The 18162-nt window shown below is 56.3% G+C and carries 18 protein-coding genes and 1 pseudogene; 10 read left to right on the forward strand and 9 right to left on the reverse strand.

Translation table 11 applies throughout. From position 1 onward, the window contains the following. Positions 1-262 precede the first annotated feature (262 nt). Positions 263-472 carry a hypothetical protein gene (locus AC3CHX_RS28310; RefSeq protein WP_488631257.1) on the reverse strand — a complete coding sequence of 70 codons (210 nt, stop codon included), beginning with the start codon at positions 470-472 and terminating at the stop codon, positions 263-265. 330 nt (positions 473-802) lie between these two features. Between AC3CHX_RS28310 and AC3CHX_RS28315 the strand changes: the two genes are divergently transcribed. From AC3CHX_RS28315 to AC3CHX_RS28345, 7 genes are all read left to right on the forward strand, one after another. Further along, entirely contained in the window at positions 803-1801 is a 999-nt protein-coding gene (locus AC3CHX_RS28315; protein WP_488631258.1) for an iron-containing redox enzyme family protein, read from the forward strand. 15 nt (positions 1802-1816) lie between these two features. Further along, entirely contained in the window at positions 1817-2995 is a 1179-nt protein-coding gene (locus AC3CHX_RS28320) for an aminotransferase class V-fold PLP-dependent enzyme (protein WP_488631259.1), read from the forward strand. A 293-nt stretch (positions 2996-3288) separates the two neighbouring features. Beyond that, positions 3289-4248, forward strand: coding sequence for a fatty acid desaturase (locus AC3CHX_RS28325; RefSeq protein ID WP_488631260.1), 960 nt, complete (start codon positions 3289-3291; stop codon positions 4246-4248). Between the two features lie 128 nt (positions 4249-4376). After that, complete coding sequence (locus AC3CHX_RS28330; protein ID WP_488631261.1) at positions 4377-5204, forward strand: phosphate/phosphite/phosphonate ABC transporter substrate-binding protein; 828 nt, start codon at positions 4377-4379, stop codon at positions 5202-5204. A gap of 26 nt (positions 5205-5230) precedes the next feature. Further along, complete coding sequence (locus tag AC3CHX_RS28335; protein WP_488631262.1) at positions 5231-6286, forward strand: ABC transporter substrate-binding protein; 1056 nt, start codon at positions 5231-5233, stop codon at positions 6284-6286. A gap of 1 nt (position 6287) precedes the next feature. Continuing rightward, positions 6288-7169, forward strand: a complete 882-nt coding sequence (locus AC3CHX_RS28340) for an ABC transporter permease (RefSeq protein ID WP_488631263.1) — start codon at positions 6288-6290, stop codon at positions 7167-7169. Beyond that, the gene (locus AC3CHX_RS28345; protein ID WP_488631264.1) at positions 7166-7981 is read left to right on the forward strand and encodes a quaternary amine ABC transporter ATP-binding protein; all 816 of its coding nucleotides are present in this window, start codon (positions 7166-7168) and stop codon (positions 7979-7981) included. Before AC3CHX_RS28340 ends, AC3CHX_RS28345 begins: the two co-directional genes overlap by 4 nt. Before the next feature lie 402 nt (positions 7982-8383). Here AC3CHX_RS28345 and AC3CHX_RS28350 read toward each other — a convergent pair whose 3' ends face one another. Both AC3CHX_RS28350 and AC3CHX_RS28355 read right to left on the reverse strand, forming a co-directional pair. Next, a complete protein-coding gene (locus AC3CHX_RS28350; RefSeq protein WP_488631265.1) occupies positions 8384-8935 on the reverse strand; it encodes an acyl-homoserine-lactone synthase in 552 nt (183 codons plus the stop codon). A gap of 118 nt (positions 8936-9053) precedes the next feature. Then, positions 9054-9584 carry a DUF4902 domain-containing protein gene (locus tag AC3CHX_RS28355; RefSeq protein ID WP_488631266.1) on the reverse strand — a complete coding sequence of 177 codons (531 nt, stop codon included), beginning with the start codon at positions 9582-9584 and terminating at the stop codon, positions 9054-9056. A gap of 22 nt (positions 9585-9606) precedes the next feature. On the opposite strand from AC3CHX_RS28355, the gene AC3CHX_RS28360 reads away from it, so the two are divergent. Beyond that, positions 9607-10317, forward strand: coding sequence for an autoinducer binding domain-containing protein (locus AC3CHX_RS28360; RefSeq protein ID WP_488631267.1), 711 nt, complete (start codon positions 9607-9609; stop codon positions 10315-10317). Between the two features lie 16 nt (positions 10318-10333). Here the strand turns inward: AC3CHX_RS28360 and AC3CHX_RS28365 are convergent, their stop codons facing one another. The 3 genes from AC3CHX_RS28365 to AC3CHX_RS28375 form a co-directional block, all read right to left on the reverse strand. Beyond that, positions 10334-11005, reverse strand: a complete 672-nt coding sequence (locus AC3CHX_RS28365; protein WP_488631268.1) for a GntR family transcriptional regulator — start codon at positions 11003-11005, stop codon at positions 10334-10336. A 165-nt stretch (positions 11006-11170) separates the two neighbouring features. Next, positions 11171-12304, reverse strand: a complete 1134-nt coding sequence (locus AC3CHX_RS28370; protein ID WP_488631269.1) for a branched-chain amino acid ABC transporter substrate-binding protein — start codon at positions 12302-12304, stop codon at positions 11171-11173. Positions 12305-12425: 121 nt separating this feature from the next. Beyond that, entirely contained in the window at positions 12426-13349 is a 924-nt protein-coding gene (locus AC3CHX_RS28375; protein ID WP_488631270.1) for a dihydrodipicolinate synthase family protein, read from the reverse strand. A gap of 190 nt (positions 13350-13539) precedes the next feature. On the opposite strand from AC3CHX_RS28375, the gene AC3CHX_RS28380 reads away from it, so the two are divergent. Further along, positions 13540-14334: a PAS domain-containing protein gene (locus AC3CHX_RS28380; RefSeq protein ID WP_488631271.1), complete on the forward strand. Its 795-nt coding sequence runs from the start codon at positions 13540-13542 to the stop codon at positions 14332-14334. A 298-nt stretch (positions 14335-14632) separates the two neighbouring features. Here AC3CHX_RS28380 and tnpA read toward each other — a convergent pair. Next, positions 14633-14865 (reverse strand): annotated as a pseudogene (gene tnpA, locus AC3CHX_RS28385) (IS200/IS605 family transposase); the annotation flags it as partial. A gap of 21 nt (positions 14866-14886) precedes the next feature. Between tnpA and AC3CHX_RS28390 the strand changes: the two are divergent. Then, positions 14887-16104, forward strand: a complete 1218-nt coding sequence (locus tag AC3CHX_RS28390) for an RNA-guided endonuclease InsQ/TnpB family protein (protein WP_488631272.1) — start codon at positions 14887-14889, stop codon at positions 16102-16104. Between the two features lie 71 nt (positions 16105-16175). Here the strand turns inward: AC3CHX_RS28390 and AC3CHX_RS28395 are convergent, their stop codons facing one another. Next, entirely contained in the window at positions 16176-17111 is a 936-nt protein-coding gene (locus AC3CHX_RS28395) for a 4-hydroxyproline epimerase (RefSeq protein ID WP_488631273.1), read from the reverse strand. Between the two features lie 84 nt (positions 17112-17195). After that, positions 17196-18128, reverse strand: coding sequence for a transcriptional regulator GcvA (gcvA, locus tag AC3CHX_RS28400; protein ID WP_488631274.1), 933 nt, complete (start codon positions 18126-18128; stop codon positions 17196-17198). Between the last annotated feature and the right edge of the window lie 34 nt (positions 18129-18162).

Genomic DNA, 18162 nt, shown 5'->3' on the forward strand with positions numbered 1-18162 from the left:
CCGCATAGAAAAATGTGCTTCCTTGCGTCGACCGGCGCATCGCGGCCTTCGGTTTTCCGAAAAATCATCGTTGCTTGTTGAGAACTCCGTAATGATTCCAGTACGGCGCTCACCGCCTTTTCGGCTTCATGACTGGACAAGCCAGTTTGTTTTCCTACCGCCGCAACCAATTGTTTCGTATCCATTGTCTTCCTTCCCAGGTAAAGATTGATGGGGCTATCGCCCCTGTTTTATGCAGACGGGATCTGCGGGGCCGGCTGCTTTAGCCACACATTGTGATGAACGCGGCTTGCGCGGTTGGCGCGTTACTTGCTGCGACCTTCTTCACCGCGATTTTCAAATTTGCACCGCCCACAATCAATACATCTCGATCATCGCCTGTTCGGGCATCTTCATGTTTCAGCGAGTCCACTTCCTTGACATTGACCTTTGTACCGCGCGGCACTAGTACCGTTAATGGTTCCTTTTGCATATGTCCTCCGTGAGAATGGATGAATCAAGGCGTACTGGAAATGCCGAAGGATTTCCAGCAACACCGGCAGCCTCAATACGTTCAAGGCGATTAAATCCTGCGATATATTTTTTGCAGTGTCACCCTATGAATATTGATAGGTTGCGAGTTGCGGTTTTTCTGCTACTTTTCTCAGCATCTGCCATGCCGTGAATGCTGCTGTGCCCGTTGTTGCAAAAGCAATATTGGTAGAAGGCAGGGACAAGAAGAGAGCAGGTTCGGTCGCATGGCGTCTCCGGCAATATGCGAACGGCAGGCTATATCCAGATAAGGCGAGGATAGGTAGCGCACATGCAGATTACTGATAAACCGAGATTGAGACACTGCACGCTGGTTGCAACGGCAAGCCAGGAAACGCTGGCGATGATCGTTGGGAAAGAACACTACGAACTGACAGCGGAAAATGGAACGCGAGAGAACTTCTTGAAGTTCAAACGTTACCTTGATGGCAGACATACGCTTTCCGATATCTCACAGCGTTCGGGTGTGGCCCTTGAGAATGTGGAGAAAATCGCCGCCCAGTTTGATGCGCTTGGCCTGCTGCGAGTCGAGGCGTCGACAGAAACGATCTCCACGCATGATTTTTTGCGAAAAATCGATCAGAGCACAATGATGTGGCGGCGACAAATCGGATATCACCGTTTGTTTGGACTGCTGGAGCGTGGGGAGGCGGAGCATGACCTGATTGCCGGCTTCTTACTAGAGACCTATCATTTTGTGCGTATGGCGGCGAAGCACATCAGTACCGCCATAGCCCACTGCAACGAACTCCACGTGACCGAACTATTGAGCGAATATCTGGCCGACGAGTATCGACACCACAGATTGATCGAGGACTCTGTCGCTGCAATGGGAATTCCACGCGAGCAGATTGAAAATGCCCACCCGGTGATCGGTACCCTGTCCCTGGTGAACATGCTTTGTGAAATCGGAAGAACATCGACTCTTGGATATCTGTGCTGTTTGAATCTGATTGAAGCGCGGCCGCAGGAAGAATTTGGGGCGCGCGCTGCGTGGGCAACTATTGCACAGAAAGCCGGTATCGATGGCAAGGTATTTGACGGCTTGGTGCGTCATATGCAAATTGACGTCAAGGTCGGACATGCGGACTTGCTCGCGACGGCGCTCAGTAAAAAAGACGCTGTTATTACGCGCGATGCGCACCTGGCCATCAATCAGATGCATGACTTAAAACATGCATTCGACCAATTTCATGACCAGATCATTCAGTACTATACGGATATCTCAAACTATGTCCCGCGATTGACCGTTGATTATTTTTCGCTTTAATCAGCCGTTAGTCTGATGCCAACACAACGCGCTCCTGTTGACCCTGCGGACCCGGTTTTTTGGGCCGGCATTCGTGCGCAATACGTGCTCGACCCACATTTCATTAATCTCGAAAATGGCTACTTCAGCATCCAGGCGAAGCCGGTATTCGACGCATTTCAGCGCTACAACGCGCTGCTCAACCTTGAGGGCACCTATTTCCTGCGCATGAAGTTCCAGGCCCGGCTGCATGCAGTGATGACGGCGTTGTCCAAGTTCACGGGCGCGGCGCCCTGCGAGCTGGTGTTGACCCGGAATACGACCGAGGCGATGAATATCCTGATTCAGGGCTATGCATTCCAAGCGGGGGACGAAGTCATTCTCGGTGCAGACGATTATCCGAGCGTGATTGAGACATTCGACATGCTGCGGCGACGCAGAGCCATCAGGCTAACCCGTGTCCGGTTACCGCTTGACCCGAAAAGCGATGAGGAAATCGTAGCGTTGTATGAGGGAGCGATCACATCCCGTACCCGGATTCTGTTACTCACACACCTGATCCACACCACGGGCCAGATTCTCCCGGTGGCGAAGATTGCGCAGATGGCGCATGCCCGTGGCGTCGACGTACTGGTAGATGCAGCGCATTCGTTTGCGCATATCGCATGGCAGTTCCCTGACCTCCATGCTGATTTTGCCGCAGTCAATTTGCACAAGTGGCTTGGTGCCCCGCTGGGCACAGGTTTGCTCTATATCCGCAAGGAGCGTATCGCCGACATTGCGCCGTTGTTCGGCGATACCACTTATCCAGTGGACGATATCCGAAAACTCGCGCATTTTGGCAGCATGCCTCCAGCCGCGATCTTGGCAATCGAAGATGCGATCGCGTTTCACCATCGGATCGGAGGCCGCAACAAGGAGACGCGCCTGCGCTATTTGAAGGACTACTGGATCGGGCGGGTGCGGCATCTGCCGCGCGTCGTATTACTGACGCCGGGCGATTCCGAGCGCGCCTGCGCAATTGCTGCCTTTCGTGTCGAAGGGATAGCGGCACAGAAGGTGGTGGATTATCTGTTTGAGCAGCATCGGATCTATACCGTGGCGCGCACGATAGACGGTGAAGACGGTGTGCGCGTCACACCGCATGTATATACCTCGATCGATGATTTGGACAAATTGGTTGACGCCTTGAAGCAGGTGTCAAATGGGATATAAAAATTGGTTGATGTAAAAGTTTTCCTGAATTTTGGGGTACGGCCAGCTTGCGATCTTTCCTGCAGAACAAATCTAGGCAGGCACTTCGGCATTCGATACCTTACGCCGAAAGGGTGTCACCGGTCATCTGTCAGTGTCGCCGCACGTTGCCAAAGCGCATCTCTGATCGGAAAGCTCGAAAATTGCATAACGATGCTATTTTTTATTCGTTATTTGCAGCATAAGCACCATGCTATCGTTGCACGCGGTCCTGCTTCAGGGGCGCGCTGGAACGAGATAAGGCGAATAGCGGCATGGCGGAATATTTGAACGATGGGCAACGGCAGCGGATCGCAGAGTATCTGACCAGCCGGACCGTACGCACGGAGTGGCCGACCTGGTTGCTGGTGCTGGCGATTTATGGCGGATGGTTTGCCACCTTGCGGTTCCGGGCGCATTTGACCTTGCTGCCGAGCACGCTGTTGCTGGTCGGCTTTTGCGTCTGGTTCATGTCCCTGCAGCACGAAATCATGCATGGTCATCCGACCCGCTATCTTTGGCTAAATAAACTGCTGGCGTATGCGCCGCTGGCGGTCTGGTATCCGTACACGCTGTATCGCGCAAGCCATTTGCGGCATCACAACGATACCGACCTTACCTTGCCCGGACTGGATCCCGAAACCCATTATGTCGACGCCGCTGTCTGGTGTGATAGCGGCCGCGTCGCGCGCATGCTGTATCGATTTCGCAAAACCTTCTGGGGCCGCATGTTGATCGGGCCGTTGATGGCGATCACACATACTTGGGGGACTGCGCTGCGGCAACCTCTGCGCGGTGAATTTCGTCAGTTGCCAATGTGGTTGACCCACGTTATCTTGCTGGTCGGAATGCTGTACGGGATACAGCATTACGCCGACATTGTATGGTGGTACTACCTCTTGTGTATCGCCTATCCGGCCATGTCGGTAGCGATGGTTCGTTCATATTTCGAACATCGGGCGGCCATCGACTGCAAGCATCGGATTGTCATCAATGAGGCGGGTTGGCCGATGCGACTCCTTTTTTTGAATAACAATTACCACTTGGTGCATCACGATTTGCCGAGTCTGCCGTGGTATCTGATTGCGCGCGTGTATCGCGCTGATCGTGCCGACTATTTAGCGCGTTGCGGCGATTTCCACGTGCACGGTTATAGTGAGCTGATGCGCGACTATGGGTTCACGCCAATCGACGATCCGTTGCATCCTCTCACCACCGTCCGTTACGCGATATAGCGGACTTACGCAAAACCGCCCCAGCAGCGTTACGCTTCCTAGCCGTACTTCGCACTGTCTGCGTCGGCAGGTTTTGCCAAACTCGTTGCTGGAACAATTTTGCGTAAGTCCTAAAAGGATCAGTGAAAATGAAGCATTGGAAAGCGGCACTGCCGATGTATAACATCGGCCCCAAATTGACCGAAGATTACGTGCGATTCCTGCACAGCGTCATCGCAGCGCTGCATGCGCGCGGCTGGACCGATGAGATCGAACTGGTCCGCGATATCGATGATCTGGAGAGTTTCTGGCTGCGTCCGGATCTGCTATTGAGTCAAACCTGCGGCTATCCGTTGACCACCTCTTTGCGCGATCGGGTGCGCTTACTCGGTACGCCGACCTACGACCTGCCGGGTCGTAGCGGAGCTGCCTATCGGAGTGTGATTGTGGTACGGGCCGAGTCACAACAAGCACAGCAGCGAGGGCAAGCGCTCACATTGGCGGATTTCAGCGGTTGTGTCGGCGTCATCAACCAGTTAAATTCCCATAGCGGCATGAATGCATTGCGGCATGCCGTGGCGCCGTTTGCACGCGCTGGCTGTTTTTTTGATAAGGTGCGCTTATCGGGATCGCATCTGGCGAGCCTGGCGATGTTGCAAAGCGGTGCGGCGGATCTGGCGGCGATCGACTGTGTGACGTTCGCCTATGCCAGCGAATATTTTCCCGGGAAAGTTGCCGGTCTACGCGTATTGCAGACTAGTGTTGCTGCGCCCGGCCTTCCGCTGATCGCGTCGCTGCAGTTGGATCAGGCACAGTCGGGATTGTTGGTTGAGGTGCTGGAGACGATCTGCAATGACGCGCAGATAGCCGGACCGCTGCATATAACAGGATTGGCACGCAGCACGTGGCAAGACTATCAAATTATTGTGACGATGGAGCAACAAGCTTTGGCGCTAGGCTATCCGCGGGTAGCATAGTCATTTCAATCATAACGGCAGAGGCAATGATGAAAACCGACCAAATTCAGCGTATCCAGCGCCTTGTGGCTGCTGCAGTATTGATGAGTGGCTGCCTGCTTGCCAGCCAGGCCGCGCCGGCGGCGGAATCGCCCTGGTGCGCCAGCGGCAAGACCGTCAAGTTTGCCGGACTCAATTGGGAAAGCGGCTCAGTCCTGACCGAGGTGATGCGCACGGTCATGGAAAAGGGCTACGGTTGCAAGACCGATAGCATTCCCGGCAATACGGTAGCGATGGAACTGGCGCTGTCGAAGAACGACATACAGGTGCTGGCCGAGGAATGGGTAGGCCGCAGCGACGCCTGGAACGAGGCTGCCAAGGCCGGCAAAGTCATCCCGCTCGGGAACGTGATCGTGGGTGCCAGCGAAGGCTGGTATGTGCCGGAGTACGTGATCAAGGGCGATGCCGGTCGCGGCATCAAGCCGATGGCGCCGGCACTCAAATCGGTCGCCGATCTGCCGAAGTACAAAACCTTGTTCAAGGACATGGAAGAACCGTCCAAAGGCCGCTTCCTGAATTGCCCGACCGGCTGGACTTGCGAAGGCGTCAACAGTCAGAAATTGAAGGCCTACAAGCTGACCGACAGCTACGTGAATTTCCGTCCCGGTACCGGACCGGCGCTGGATGCCGCGATTACTTCCGACTATCAGCGCGGCAAGCCGCTGCTGTTCTATTACTGGGCACCGACTGCGCTGATGGGGAAATTCAAATTCGTGAAGTTGCAAGAGCCGGCTTTTAACGACGCCTGCTTCAAGACGCTGGCAAATAAGGATCATCCCGATCCCTGCGGTTCGGCGGCGCCGGAGGCCGTGATACAAGCCGGCGTTTCCAAGGCTTTCAAGGATGCCGACCCGGTGCTGAGCGCGTTCCTGTCCAGGTTCAACATTCCGCTCGATCTGCTCAACAAATCGCTGGCCGACATGGCCGACCAGAAACTTGCGGCGCAGCAGGTGGCGCAAATCTTCCTCAAACAGCATCCGGAAGTCTGGAAAAAATGGGTTCCTGCCGATGTCGCGGCCAAGATCAGTGCCGGTTTGAAGTGACATGTTCCTTTCGCTATCGCTAAAGCAGACCATTAACCGCGGCGTCGAGTGGCTGGTCGCCCACTATGGCGATGGCTTGCATGCGATCAGCGACGCGGTACTGACCTGGGTGCTGGTGCCGCTGGAAACGGCGTTGCGCGCAGCGCCGAGCTGGGGCGTGCTGCTGGTGGTGGGTTTGCTGGCATGGCACGCAACCCGGCGTCTGCTCATCAGTTTGCTGCTGGTCGCCTTGCTGTACCTGATCGGCTCATTCGGTCTGTGGGACAAACTGATGCAAACGCTGGCGCTGATGCTGGTCTCGACCGCGCTCACGCTGCTGCTGGGCATCCCGCTTGGTATCTGGATGTCGCGCAGCGCCTGGCTGCGCAAGCTGCTGCTGCCGGTGCTGGACGTGATGCAGACCCTGCCGACCTTCGTGTATCTGATCCCGGTCCTGATGTTGTTCGGCCTGGGCAAAGTACCGGCGATTTTCGCGACCGTGGTGTATGCGTTGCCGCCGCTGATTCGCCTGACCGATCTCGGTATCCGGCAGGTCGATCCCGACCTGACCGAAGCCGCCTGGTCGTTCGGGACCAGCAAGTGGCAATTGCTGACAGGCGTGCAATTGCCGCTGGCGCGTCCGAGCATTATGGCGGGGATTAATCAGGCCATCATGATGGCGCTTGGGATGGTGGTCATCGCCTCGATGATCGGTGCGCGCGGGCTCGGCGAAGACGTGCTGCAAGGCATCCAGACGCTGGATACCGGCACCGGCCTGCAAGCAGGTATCGCCATCGTCATTCTCGCCATCGTGATTGACCGGATCAGCCAGGCCTACGGTTTGACGCGACGCCAGCGCAGCGCTCTGAAGCAGCCCCAGACAAAAGAGCAGACCCTCAAATGATAAAAATCGAAGCGCGCCAGATAGTCAAAATCTTCGGTCCGCAAGAGCAGGCGGCGCTAATGCAGTTGCGCAACGGCAAAACCAAGACGGAAATCCTGCAACAGAACAATTGCAATGTCGGTCTGGATCATGTGAGCCTGCAAATCGCTGCCGGCCAGATCTTTGTCATCATGGGTTTGTCCGGTTCCGGAAAATCCACCCTGGTGCGGCATTTCAACCGCCTTATCGATCCCACGGCTGGTGAAATATTAATCGACGGCCAGAATATTCTGACGCTGGATGCGGCCGGCTTGCGCAATCTGCGGCGCCGCCGCATCAGCATGGTGTTCCAGAGTTTTGGTCTGTTGCCACACCAGAGCGTGCTGGAGAACACCGCCTATGGCTTGCTGGTGCGCGGCGATGACCGCGCCGCCAGTCAGGTCGTCGCACGTGACTGGATAGATCGGGTTGGACTGGCCGGTTACGAGAATAACTACCCGGATGAACTCTCCGGCGGCATGCGCCAGCGGGTCGGCCTGGCACGGGCGCTGGCACTGGATACCGATATCGTGCTGATGGATGAAGCTTTCAGCGCGCTTGATCCGCTGATTCGCAGCGAGATGCAAGAGCAGCTGCTGGCATTGCAGGCGACGCTGCAGAAGACGATCGTGTTTATCACCCATGACCTGGATGAAGCATTGCGCCTCGGTAACCGGATTGCCATTTTGCGTGACGGCAAACTGGTGCAGGAAGGTACGCCGACCGATATCCTGAAGAATCCTGCTGACGATTATGTGCGGCGTTTCGTGGAAAAGCGGGAGACGGTCAACTGAGCGCCGACGTCATTTTGTTGGAATGCCGTGCATGGCCGCCCCGGGCAGCACATAGCCGGGCGCGGCAGACTGATTGCCGTATTGCGCGTCAGAAGCCACTGTTCCAGACCCGGGCTGCGCGCTTCAGCGCCGGGATCACCCGGTAACCGCTTTTGCGATAGAAACGATATAGATTGAATAGGGCTCTCATGCTGACGCTCGCTCAGTAAGGCAATACCGACATCGTTGCAATTAAAATCATATAAGTCGCCCTGTTGCAGGGGGACGTATTGCCGGCCCCGATGGCCATTGGCGATTGTGAAAAAAAGGCCCCCAGGAAGGGGGCCAAAGGAGACGTCCGTTGTAAGTGCTGCAGACGTCTTCACTATGTCACCTCGCCAGCAACATTCAGGATTCGTGTCGTTAAATTTCAATCCAACACGCAAAAATAGGGTGACCGTCGATGATCATCGGCGGCCCTGCTCTATGGGCATCAAAGCCGGCCCTTCGTAACAGCCGCTCCACCCCGATCGGGGATACGGTAATGAGTCGCTTCGCACCATGTGCGGCAGCGCAGGCAATTGAGTCCTGGAGTAATTTGATGGCAATCGACGAGGAAAACTGCCCCAATGCAGAGGTGGTCTGGGCATTGAAATCCAGCGCAGAAAAGCGCGATAGTTCCCACACGTCGGCCGTGCACGGGGGCGCTAAACCATTCAGCAATTGTGGAAACACCTCGCCTAGCAGATAAGGCCGATCGGTGGGCAGCAGACGTGCGCAGCCATTCACATTTCCCTGATCGTCTTGCGCTACGAGATACACGGTATCGGCGCGATCAAACTGATCACGTTCTATACCGTTTTGGGTTTTGAGTTCCCACCCAAGTGTTTCGACGAACACTTTGTGCCGATAGCTCGAAACCTTATCGAATAGGTCCCCTGAGAACCCCCCTGTCACGCCAGAAATAACGTTCATTACCCCGCCCCTAAAACATGTCAAATCATGTTAAATTCCCGCAGGCAAATTTTGTCTGATTGAGGTGGGGCAGGTAACTGTCAGAGTTGACAGTACCGAAATGTCCGGTGCTGTGGTTTTACCGGGCGCAGACCATGCTGATGTGATCGCGGGCGTGCGCTTGCCAGTTCAGCTTGTCTATGAATACTTCAAGCATTGCACTGGTTTTTGCCGGGCCCAGATCGGTTTGATGAATATCTTGCAGCATCAGATTGCTGCGGGGTGGGTTGATGCGGTGTAAGCGGATCCGGTTGAGTGCGGTGTCCAGCTGCCAGTCCCAGCCGATGGTAATGCCCGGGACAGTGCTGCTGACCCATTCGGTGTAACCGCTGATGGTCGTCAGTAGCGCGCCTTCCGAACTGGTCGCAGGCGTATCTTCATCCAGACCGGTGATCAAATGGTGCAAGTCGACATTCCGCATTTCAGAGAACGATAACCGTATATAGCCGTCGTTCGATACTCGCAGCAGCTTTTCAGTTGCCGGCGCATCTGCTTGAGAGGATGAGAGTATGGGTCGACTCATGTCTTGAGTGGGCGTAGTTGAATAGGTGGCAGCGGCGGGGTAAGGAACATGGTACTTCAGTTCGCGCTTGCTTGATATTGTCAACATTGACAGGTTTTCCGGGGTACACATGGGCGGTTGGCAAGAAGAGCAGATTCAATCCTTACTGAGCGCCAAGACGGGCGCCGGTTTTTTTGCGGTATTGACACAGGCAGCCCATCAGCTTGGGTTTGATTATTGCGCCTACGGCATGCGCATGCCTTTGCCGGTTTCGAAGCCCAAGCTGATCATGCTGAACAACTATTCACCAAGTTGGCAACGGCGTTATGCGAATGAAAATTATCTTGGCGTAGATCCGACCGTGGCGCACGGCATGCGTTCAACCATGCTGCTGGTCTGGTCCGAAGACGTGTTCACGGCGTGCCGGCCATTCTGGGAGGATGCGCGCGGGCACGGCCTGCATGTCGGCCTGGCACAATCCTGCTACGACGCCCGGGGCATCGGCGGCTTGCTCAGTCTGGCCCGCTCGAATGATCCGCTGTCCGCCCAGGAACTGCTGCATATTCAGTTGAAAATGGCCTGGCTGGTACAGGTCGCACACGAAGGATTGTCGCGCTTGTTGGTGCCGATGTATTTGCCCGAGGCCGAGGTTGCTTTGACACTGCGCGAAACCGAAGTGATGCGCTGGACCGCCGATGGCAGGACATCCAGCGAAGTCAGCGAGATCATGCGTATTTCGGAGCGTACAGTGAATTTTCATGTCAACAATGTGTTGAAAAAACTGAACGCAACGAATAAAACCGCCGCAGCGATCAAGGCGGCTGTACTTGGATTGCTGTAATTCTCGGCAACAGCGCCTAACCGTCAATGACCTTGCGCGCAAACAGCTCCAGATAATCCATCAGCGCATCCGCACCCAGCACTGCTGCATCGGCGTCGCCTTCGGTGATTGCCTGCGCAAACATCAGGTGGCATTTGGCCGCTTCCAGAATATCGCCTTCGTGCTGGAACGCATACCAGAAGCGGCGGCATTTGATGATCAATGGAATGACGGCGGCGACGGCCGAAGGATTGCGGCAGGCTTCGTGGTTGACATGGTCGAGGGCCTGATCGGCCAGCATGTAAGCTTGTAAATCGCCCTTCTTCGCCGCCGCCGCCATTTTTTGCGCACACGCCTGCATATCCTTGCGTTGCTGCGGCGATGCGCGCCGTGCTGAACTGGCGGCAATCAGCCGCTCCAGTACGCGGCGGGTTTCAATCAGCGTCAGATGTCCGGCGGCTTCGATGTCGCTGACGAACAAGCCGCGCCGTGGCAACTGCATGATCAAGCCATTCGATGACATCCGCACCAGCGCTTCGCGCAACGGTGTGCGGCCCATGCCGGTGGCCGCGATCAGGTCGGCTTCAACAATCGGTGCGCCGGGTTTTAACTGCAGCGTCACAATCATGCTCTCGAGCGCGTCGTAGGCAACGTCGGCTGCACGCAATTTTTGCAGCAGTGGTTTGCCGCGTAATTCGGTTTGCGTCATGAGATTTTCTTACTCCACGTACGATAGTGTTATGAGGGGGATTTTGGCCGTCATCTTACCTTGTAGTGACGCTCGGGCTCTATTGTTGCCGCTGCATGAAAAATTGGCGTAGCACAGGTGCCGACCCGCGCCACGCCAATTCGCGTAAGTCCCTTCGCCTAACAATCAGTAGCTGACCAATGGCGCCGGGAGGCCGTTCTTGAAAGTGAAGACGGTGACGGGAGCCTGTTTCATGTTGCCGTTTTCATCAAAAGAATAGGTCCCGGAGAGCGCTTTGTAAGTCATCTTGTGCATCTCTTCAGCGACTTTTGTCGGGTCCGTTCCGCCGGTTTTCTGCATGGCGTCAGCCATCATCAGCACCGCATCGTGAAACGCTGCGGCATACACGTCAGGGTCCTGGTTAAAGCGCTTTTTGTAGGTCGCCTTGAATGTCGGACCATTGGCGAGCTTGTCGAGAATCGTGCCACCCTGTGCGCACAAAACATTTTCACCCACTGCATCGCCGCCCAGGTGGCCCATTTCCGGACTGCAGAGCGTATCGCCGCCGAGCAGCTTGGCGTTGACACCGAGCTGTTTCATCTGACGCGCCATCGGCGCGCCCTGTGGCGCATAGCCGCCGAAGAAAATGCCGTCGATATTCCTGGCTTTCAGGCTCGTCAGGATGGTCGCAAAATCGGTTGCCTTATCCGTGGTGTATTCGCGTGAGACGATCTCGATCCCGGACAGTCTGGCCTGCTTGAAGAATTCGTCGGCGATGCCCTGGCCATAGGCCGTACGGTCATCAATCACGCCGACTTTTTTCAGCTTGAGTTCCTTGGCGCCGTAAATCGCCATCTTGGAGCCGATCTGCGAATCGCTGGCAACAATCCGGAACACATTCTTATAGCCGCCTAGCGTCACTTTCGGATTGGTACCGACCGTGGCCATGACCACATTGGCTTCGTTATAAGCACGCGACGCCGGAATCGCAACGCCGGAGTTATACGGGCCAACCACAAATTTGACGCCGGCATCGATCAGCTTTTGCGCCACATTGACACCGGCACGCGGGTCGGCCTGGTCATCTTCGGAGATCAGTTCGAACTTGAGTTTTTTACCGCCGACGGTAATCGGTTTTGCGTTCAATTCTTCAACGGCCAGCCGCGCGCCATTCTCATTGTCCTTGCCTGAGAATGCCTGGGCGCCTGAAAGCGGGCCGCTGTGCCCGATTTTGACAAGCTGCTCCTGAGCAGATGCAAGACTCGCCAGAGACAATAAAACCAACCCTGCAAGGGGGACTGTTTTTTTTATGAACTGCATGTTTCTCTCCTCTGTTGAATTGAAAAATCAAGCTACCGAAAAACTGTTCGCAACATCCGATCCGCCATGCGCTGATCCCGCTGCCGATAAATGCGACGTCAATAATCCACCAACGTGTTGCTTACTGCAACAGGCTTAAATCGGGGCGGGTATCGAGTGCCTTCTGTACGATGTGCGCAACGCGTTCACGTTCCGCGCCGACCAACGGCTGCCGTGGACGACGTACGAACTCATTGCCGACGCCGGCCATTGCTTCAACCAATTTCAGGTTCTGGACCAGTTTGTTCGAGACATCCAGGTGCAGCAGCGGCATAAACCATTGATATAGTTTGAGTGCCTCGTCCCAGCGCTTGGCTTTCATCAGGTTGTACAGCGTGACGGTTTCTTTTGGAAACGCCACCACCAGCCCGGCCAGCAAGCCATCGGCGCCGAGCGCCAGACCTTCGTATGATAAATCATCGACGCCCATGAACAGTTGATAACGGGTGCCGACCGTGTTGCGCAAATCGGTAATGCGGCGAATATTGTCGGTCGACTCCTTGATCGCCACCAGCCATTCGCAATCGGCCAGATCCTTGAAGTCATCCGGTGTCAGATCCACCTTGTAGGCGACCGGATTGTTGTAGACCATGACAGGCAACTGCGCCGCGTTGGCGATGGTGCGCAAATTGTCCTTGGCTTCGCGGGCATCCGCAGCATACAAAACCGATGGCATTACCATCAAGCCCTGAACCCCCAGCTCAGCGGCTTTTTCCGCGAATCGGCAGGCGTTGAGCGTGCGCGTTTCGGAGACGTTGGCCAGGACCGGGACCCGTCCGTTTGCCACTGCCAGTGCGGTTTTGGTCACTTCCAGTTTTTCGTCGAAGGACAGCGTGCTGGCTTCGCCCAGCGAACCGACGGTCACCAGACCGTGTACGCCGCTCTCGATCTGGAAGGCGAAATGGCGTTCCATCTCCGCATGGTCCAGATCTTCGTTGTTTTTGAATTTGGTGGTTACTGCCGGAAACACGCCTTGCCATTTAACTGAGGATATCGCTGTAGTCATCGCCTTGTTCCTTTAATTGAGGTACGCGAATTGAGGTCTGCAACTCGCAGGAATTGATATTAATATGCTTTAAATATATTTACAATATATTTAAATGCTGCGCTGCATACACCTAAAATGGGCGGACGAATCAGCGCGCAATATCGGCATACTCACTTGCATCCCATAGGCCCGGCACGGTACAACATCAATGACAACCAATGCCCCAGACTCCATTACAGAAGCGGCCGGCGGTGCCGAGGTGGATCGCGACCGCCAGCTGCTGGCGGCGTTGATCGACAATGTATTTTTCTGCGAACCGCTGTTTGATGCCCTGCCGGACGTGGTGTTTTTTGTGAAGGATGAACAAGGCCGTTATGTGCTGGTCAATCGCACGCTGGTCAGCCGCTGCGGCTTGCGCGACAAATCACAGTTGCTGGGGCGGAATGCGGGGGAAGTATTTTCCGCGTCGTTTGGCATGCCGTATCTGGCGCAGGATAAAACCGTGCTGGCAAGCGGCATCGAGATCCACGAACAACTTGAATTGCACCTGTATCCAAACCGGGATGCCGGCTGGTGCCTGACGCATAAATTGCCGTTGCGCGACAAGCACAACAGGATTGTCGGTCTCGCCGGCATTTCACGCGATTTGCAAATGCCCGACAAGAACCATCCGGTCTATCGCCGTGTCGCCGCCGCGGTCGGCTTCATGCAAAGCAACTACAGCCAGTCGTTTCAGATCGCCGATCTGGCGCGCATCGCCGATTTGTCCATCTCCCAGGTGGAGCGCTATTTTCACAGGATCTTTTATCTGACGCCGCGTCAGATGATGATCAAAATCCGGCTGGACTGCGCCGCCAGGATGCTCGCCGGCAGTCATAACATTACCGATATTGCGGCGGCCTGCGGCTATCAGGATCACAGTGCATTTACCCGCCAGTTCAAGGCGACCGCAGGGGTGACGCCGAGCGAGTACCGCAGCATGCTGGCGCAACGGGAAAAGTAGCTGCAACGAGCGCTTGTCATCACTCTTGCGCAACCAGGGTATCCAGCGCAGCGAGCGTGCTTATGCGCGCCGGCGACAACGGCAGTCGCACCGAATCCTGGGTCCATCCATACAAAAAATCCGTAGCGCCACCGTACACCCTGCCCTGGCAAGGTCCTATGCCGCAACGCGTCTGCAGTTTGGCGCTGCGCCAACCGGTGTGCCGGCATCCGGCAGCTGACGCAGTTCCGGGCGCAGTGCAAACGCACCGGCCAGACGCTGCGCAAAGCGTTGCCAGTGTTTGCGTGCGGCCGCATTTGGAAGCGGAAACCTTTGGCAGGTAGTTCACCAGCAGGTGCACATGGTCATGTTCACCATCGAACTCCACCAATTCCGCTTCAAAGTCCGCGCAGACGCTGAGAAATATTTGGCGCAGGTCGTCAAGAATCTCTTTTGTGAAGACTTCGCGGCGGTATTTCGTCACAAAGACCAAATGCACACGTATAGGCAAAACACTTACCTTCCGTGGCGCAGAGCGTTGTCATTGCTCATACGCAAAGCGATAATCGCTCCATGCAACGCCTACAAGCCTACAAATACGAACTGATGCCAGATGGCGAGCAAGGGCGCAATATGCGCCGCTTCGCCGGGGCGTGCCGGTTCGTCTTCAACAAGGCACTGGCGATGCAAAAAGAGAACCACGAGGTGGGTAACAAGTTCATTGGCTACGTGGCAATGGCGAAGCACTTGACCGACTGGCGCAATGGCCTTGACACGCCTTGGCTTAAGGACGCGCCCTGTCACCCTTTGCAACATGCCTTGAAGGACTTGGAGAAGGCCTACAAGAATTTCTTCGCCAAGCGTGCTGACTTCCCGCGCTTCAAGCGCAAGGGCAGCGGCGATGCTTTCCGCTATCCCGATCCGAAACAGATCAAGCTCGATCAGGCCAACAATCGCCTCTTTCTTCCCAAGTTGGGCTGGCTGCGTTACCGCAACAGCCGGGATGTTCTCGGCGAACTGCGCAACGTCACCGTGAGCCGGTCGGGCGGCAAGTGGTTCGTGTCGATTCAGACGCAACGTGAAGTCGAGCGAGCTCTGCCCACGGCGACTACTGCTATCGGCATCGATGTCGGCATTGCCCGATTTGCCACAATGAGCGACGCGAGCCTCATCGCGCCACTCAACAGCCTCAAGAAACATCAGCAACGCCTGGCTCGTTACCAGCGCCGCATGCGCCGCAAGGTCAAGTTCAGCAGCAACTGGAAGAAGGCGAAAGCCAAAGTCCAGCAGATTCACAGCCGTATCGCCAACGCCCGCAAAGACTTCCTGCACAAAGCCACAGCAACGATCAGCCAAAACCACGCGCTCGTATGCATTGAGGATTTGCAGGTACGGAACATGTCCAGGTCATCCAGGGGCAATAGCGAACAGCCCGGCAAGATGGTGCGCCAGAAGTCCGGCCTGAACCGCGCCATTCTCGACCAAGGATGGGGTGAGTTCAGGCGGCAGCTCGATTACAAGGTGTCGTGGAACGGCGGCATGCTGCTGGCCGTGCCGCCGCACAATACCAGTCAGACGTGCCCGTGCTGCGGCCATGTATCGAAAGACAATCGGCAGACTCAGGCGAAATTCCTGTGTGTCGAGTGCGGCTATGAAAATCACGCCGATGTTGTCGGCGCGATCAACGTTTTAGAGCGGGGATACCGCTTGTTAGTCTGTGGAGAACCGGCGCAGTCAGGCCGTTCTGCGAAGCAGGAACCCACCGAAGCGACTCAAGCAGATTTTGCCTGAGCGCCGTAGGAATCCTCTTCCGTCAGGGAGAGGAGGATGTCAAGAGGATATCTGCGCGCGCATCCATCGGTTTAGCGTATTCCCCAAACGAAGGGATCGCTGTCATCGAGTATCAGCATGGCTTCCGCATTGACGTAGGCGTGACCGCGGATGCTCGGCAGGATTTGCGCGCCGTGGCGGCGATAGGATGCTTCGAAGACGCTGCCGATGATGCTTTCCTGACGCCAGATGTCGCCTTCAGCCAGCTTGTTATCGGCCGCCAGACAAGCAAGCTTGGCGCTGGTGCCGGTACCGCACGGCGAGCGGTCGTAGGCCTTGCCGGGACATAACACGAAGTTGCGGCTGTCGATATTGGCAGTCGCCGACGGCGCAAATAGTTCGACATGATCGATGACCGCAGCGTTGGCACCGGTGATGCCGGCGCGCGCCAGTCCTTGTCTTACGCGCCATGCAAACTCGGTCAGTGCGTCGATGTTGGCCGCTTGCAAGTCCAGGCCGTGATCGGATACCAGGAAAAACCAGTTGCCGCCCCAGGCGACATCACCGGTCACCGGCCCATGTCCTTCAATCTCAACCGTGACCTTGGTACGGGTGCGATAGGCGGCGACGTTATGCACGGTGACGCTGCCGTCGGTGTGCAGTTCGGTGTCGACGATGCCGACCGGCGTTTCGATCCGGTGCGCGCCGGCCTCGATGCGACCAAGGTAAGCCAGCGAGGCGATGAAGCCCATCATGCCGTGACCGCACATGCCCAGATAGCCGACATTGTTGAAGAAAATCACGCCGGCTTTGCAGGATGGATCGTGTGCTTCGCAGTACAGCGCACCGACGATAACGTCGGAGCCGCGCGGTTCGCAGACGGTGGCTGAGCGGATATGGTCATGCGCGCTCTGGAATGTTTTCAGGCGTTCGGAGAGCGGACCGCTGCCCAACTCCGGGCCACCGGAGAGAATCAGACGTGTCGGTTCGCCGCCGGTATGGGAGTCGATGATGGAGATTTTTTGCATGGATTCAGCATAGAAGATGCCGCGGCTGCCGTCTTGACTGGATGAGGCGGGAAAGATGACGATTTCGGCATAGTGATGCTGGCTTCAGACAGTTTTTATCGTCAGATTGGCCGCATCAATCGCCGCCCGCAACCATTTCTCAAACGTCGCGATCTGTGGACCGTTTCTGAATCCGGTTGATCTCACCAGAAAATAGGACGTCGCCTCGACGCTGAAGTCAGGATTGTCGAAAGGGGCAACGAGTCGCCCGTCGCGCAGCTCATCGGCTGCCAGGATCTCGCTTTCAAGTACCACGCCAAGACCATCGACCGCAGCCTCGATGGCCATTGTGGATCGATCGAGCCACAGTTCGTTACTCGGTCGGAGCTCCGGCATGCCGACGCGTCGCAAATATTCGGACCAGGTAAGCCCATTCGATGAATGGATCAAGGTCGCACGCAACAGGTCTTGCGGCGTCCGAAGGGCGAGCGCGGCGGCCAGGACGGGGCTGCACAAAGGGCGCAGGTGCTCCACCAGCAACGGCTCGACATGCAGTTTTGTCGCGGGCGGACGGCCATAGGCGATGGCGATGTCAAATCGATTCGCATCCAGATCATCGTGATCGGACAGTGTCGATAGCCGGATCCTGACGTCCGGGTTGGCGCGCAGAAATTCAGGAAGCCGCGGCTGCAGCCACTTGGCAGCAAAACTCGGTCCGGACGCTATCACGAGATGGCCCCGTTGCGACTGAGGGGCGACGAGACCGGTGGCATCCGCGATAACACCGAACGCACGCTCGATCTCTTTTGCATAAGTACGTCCCGCACCCGTCAGGATCGCCCGCCCGGCATGACGCTGAAACAATTGCACGCCCAGAAACTCCTCGAGTTGCTGAATCTGGTGGCTGACCGCCGACGGCGTCACCGCGAGTTCTTCTGCACCGTGTGCAAAGCTGCCCAGACGCGATGCGGCCTCAAAGGCAAGGAGAGCCTTCAGCGGCGGCAGTCTGGATTTATCGGTGCGACTAGGTGAATTCATTTGATGGGGTGCTTAGTTATTTGCGTTGGCGCTG

The organism is Glaciimonas sp. OK215 (assembly GCF_057787885.1).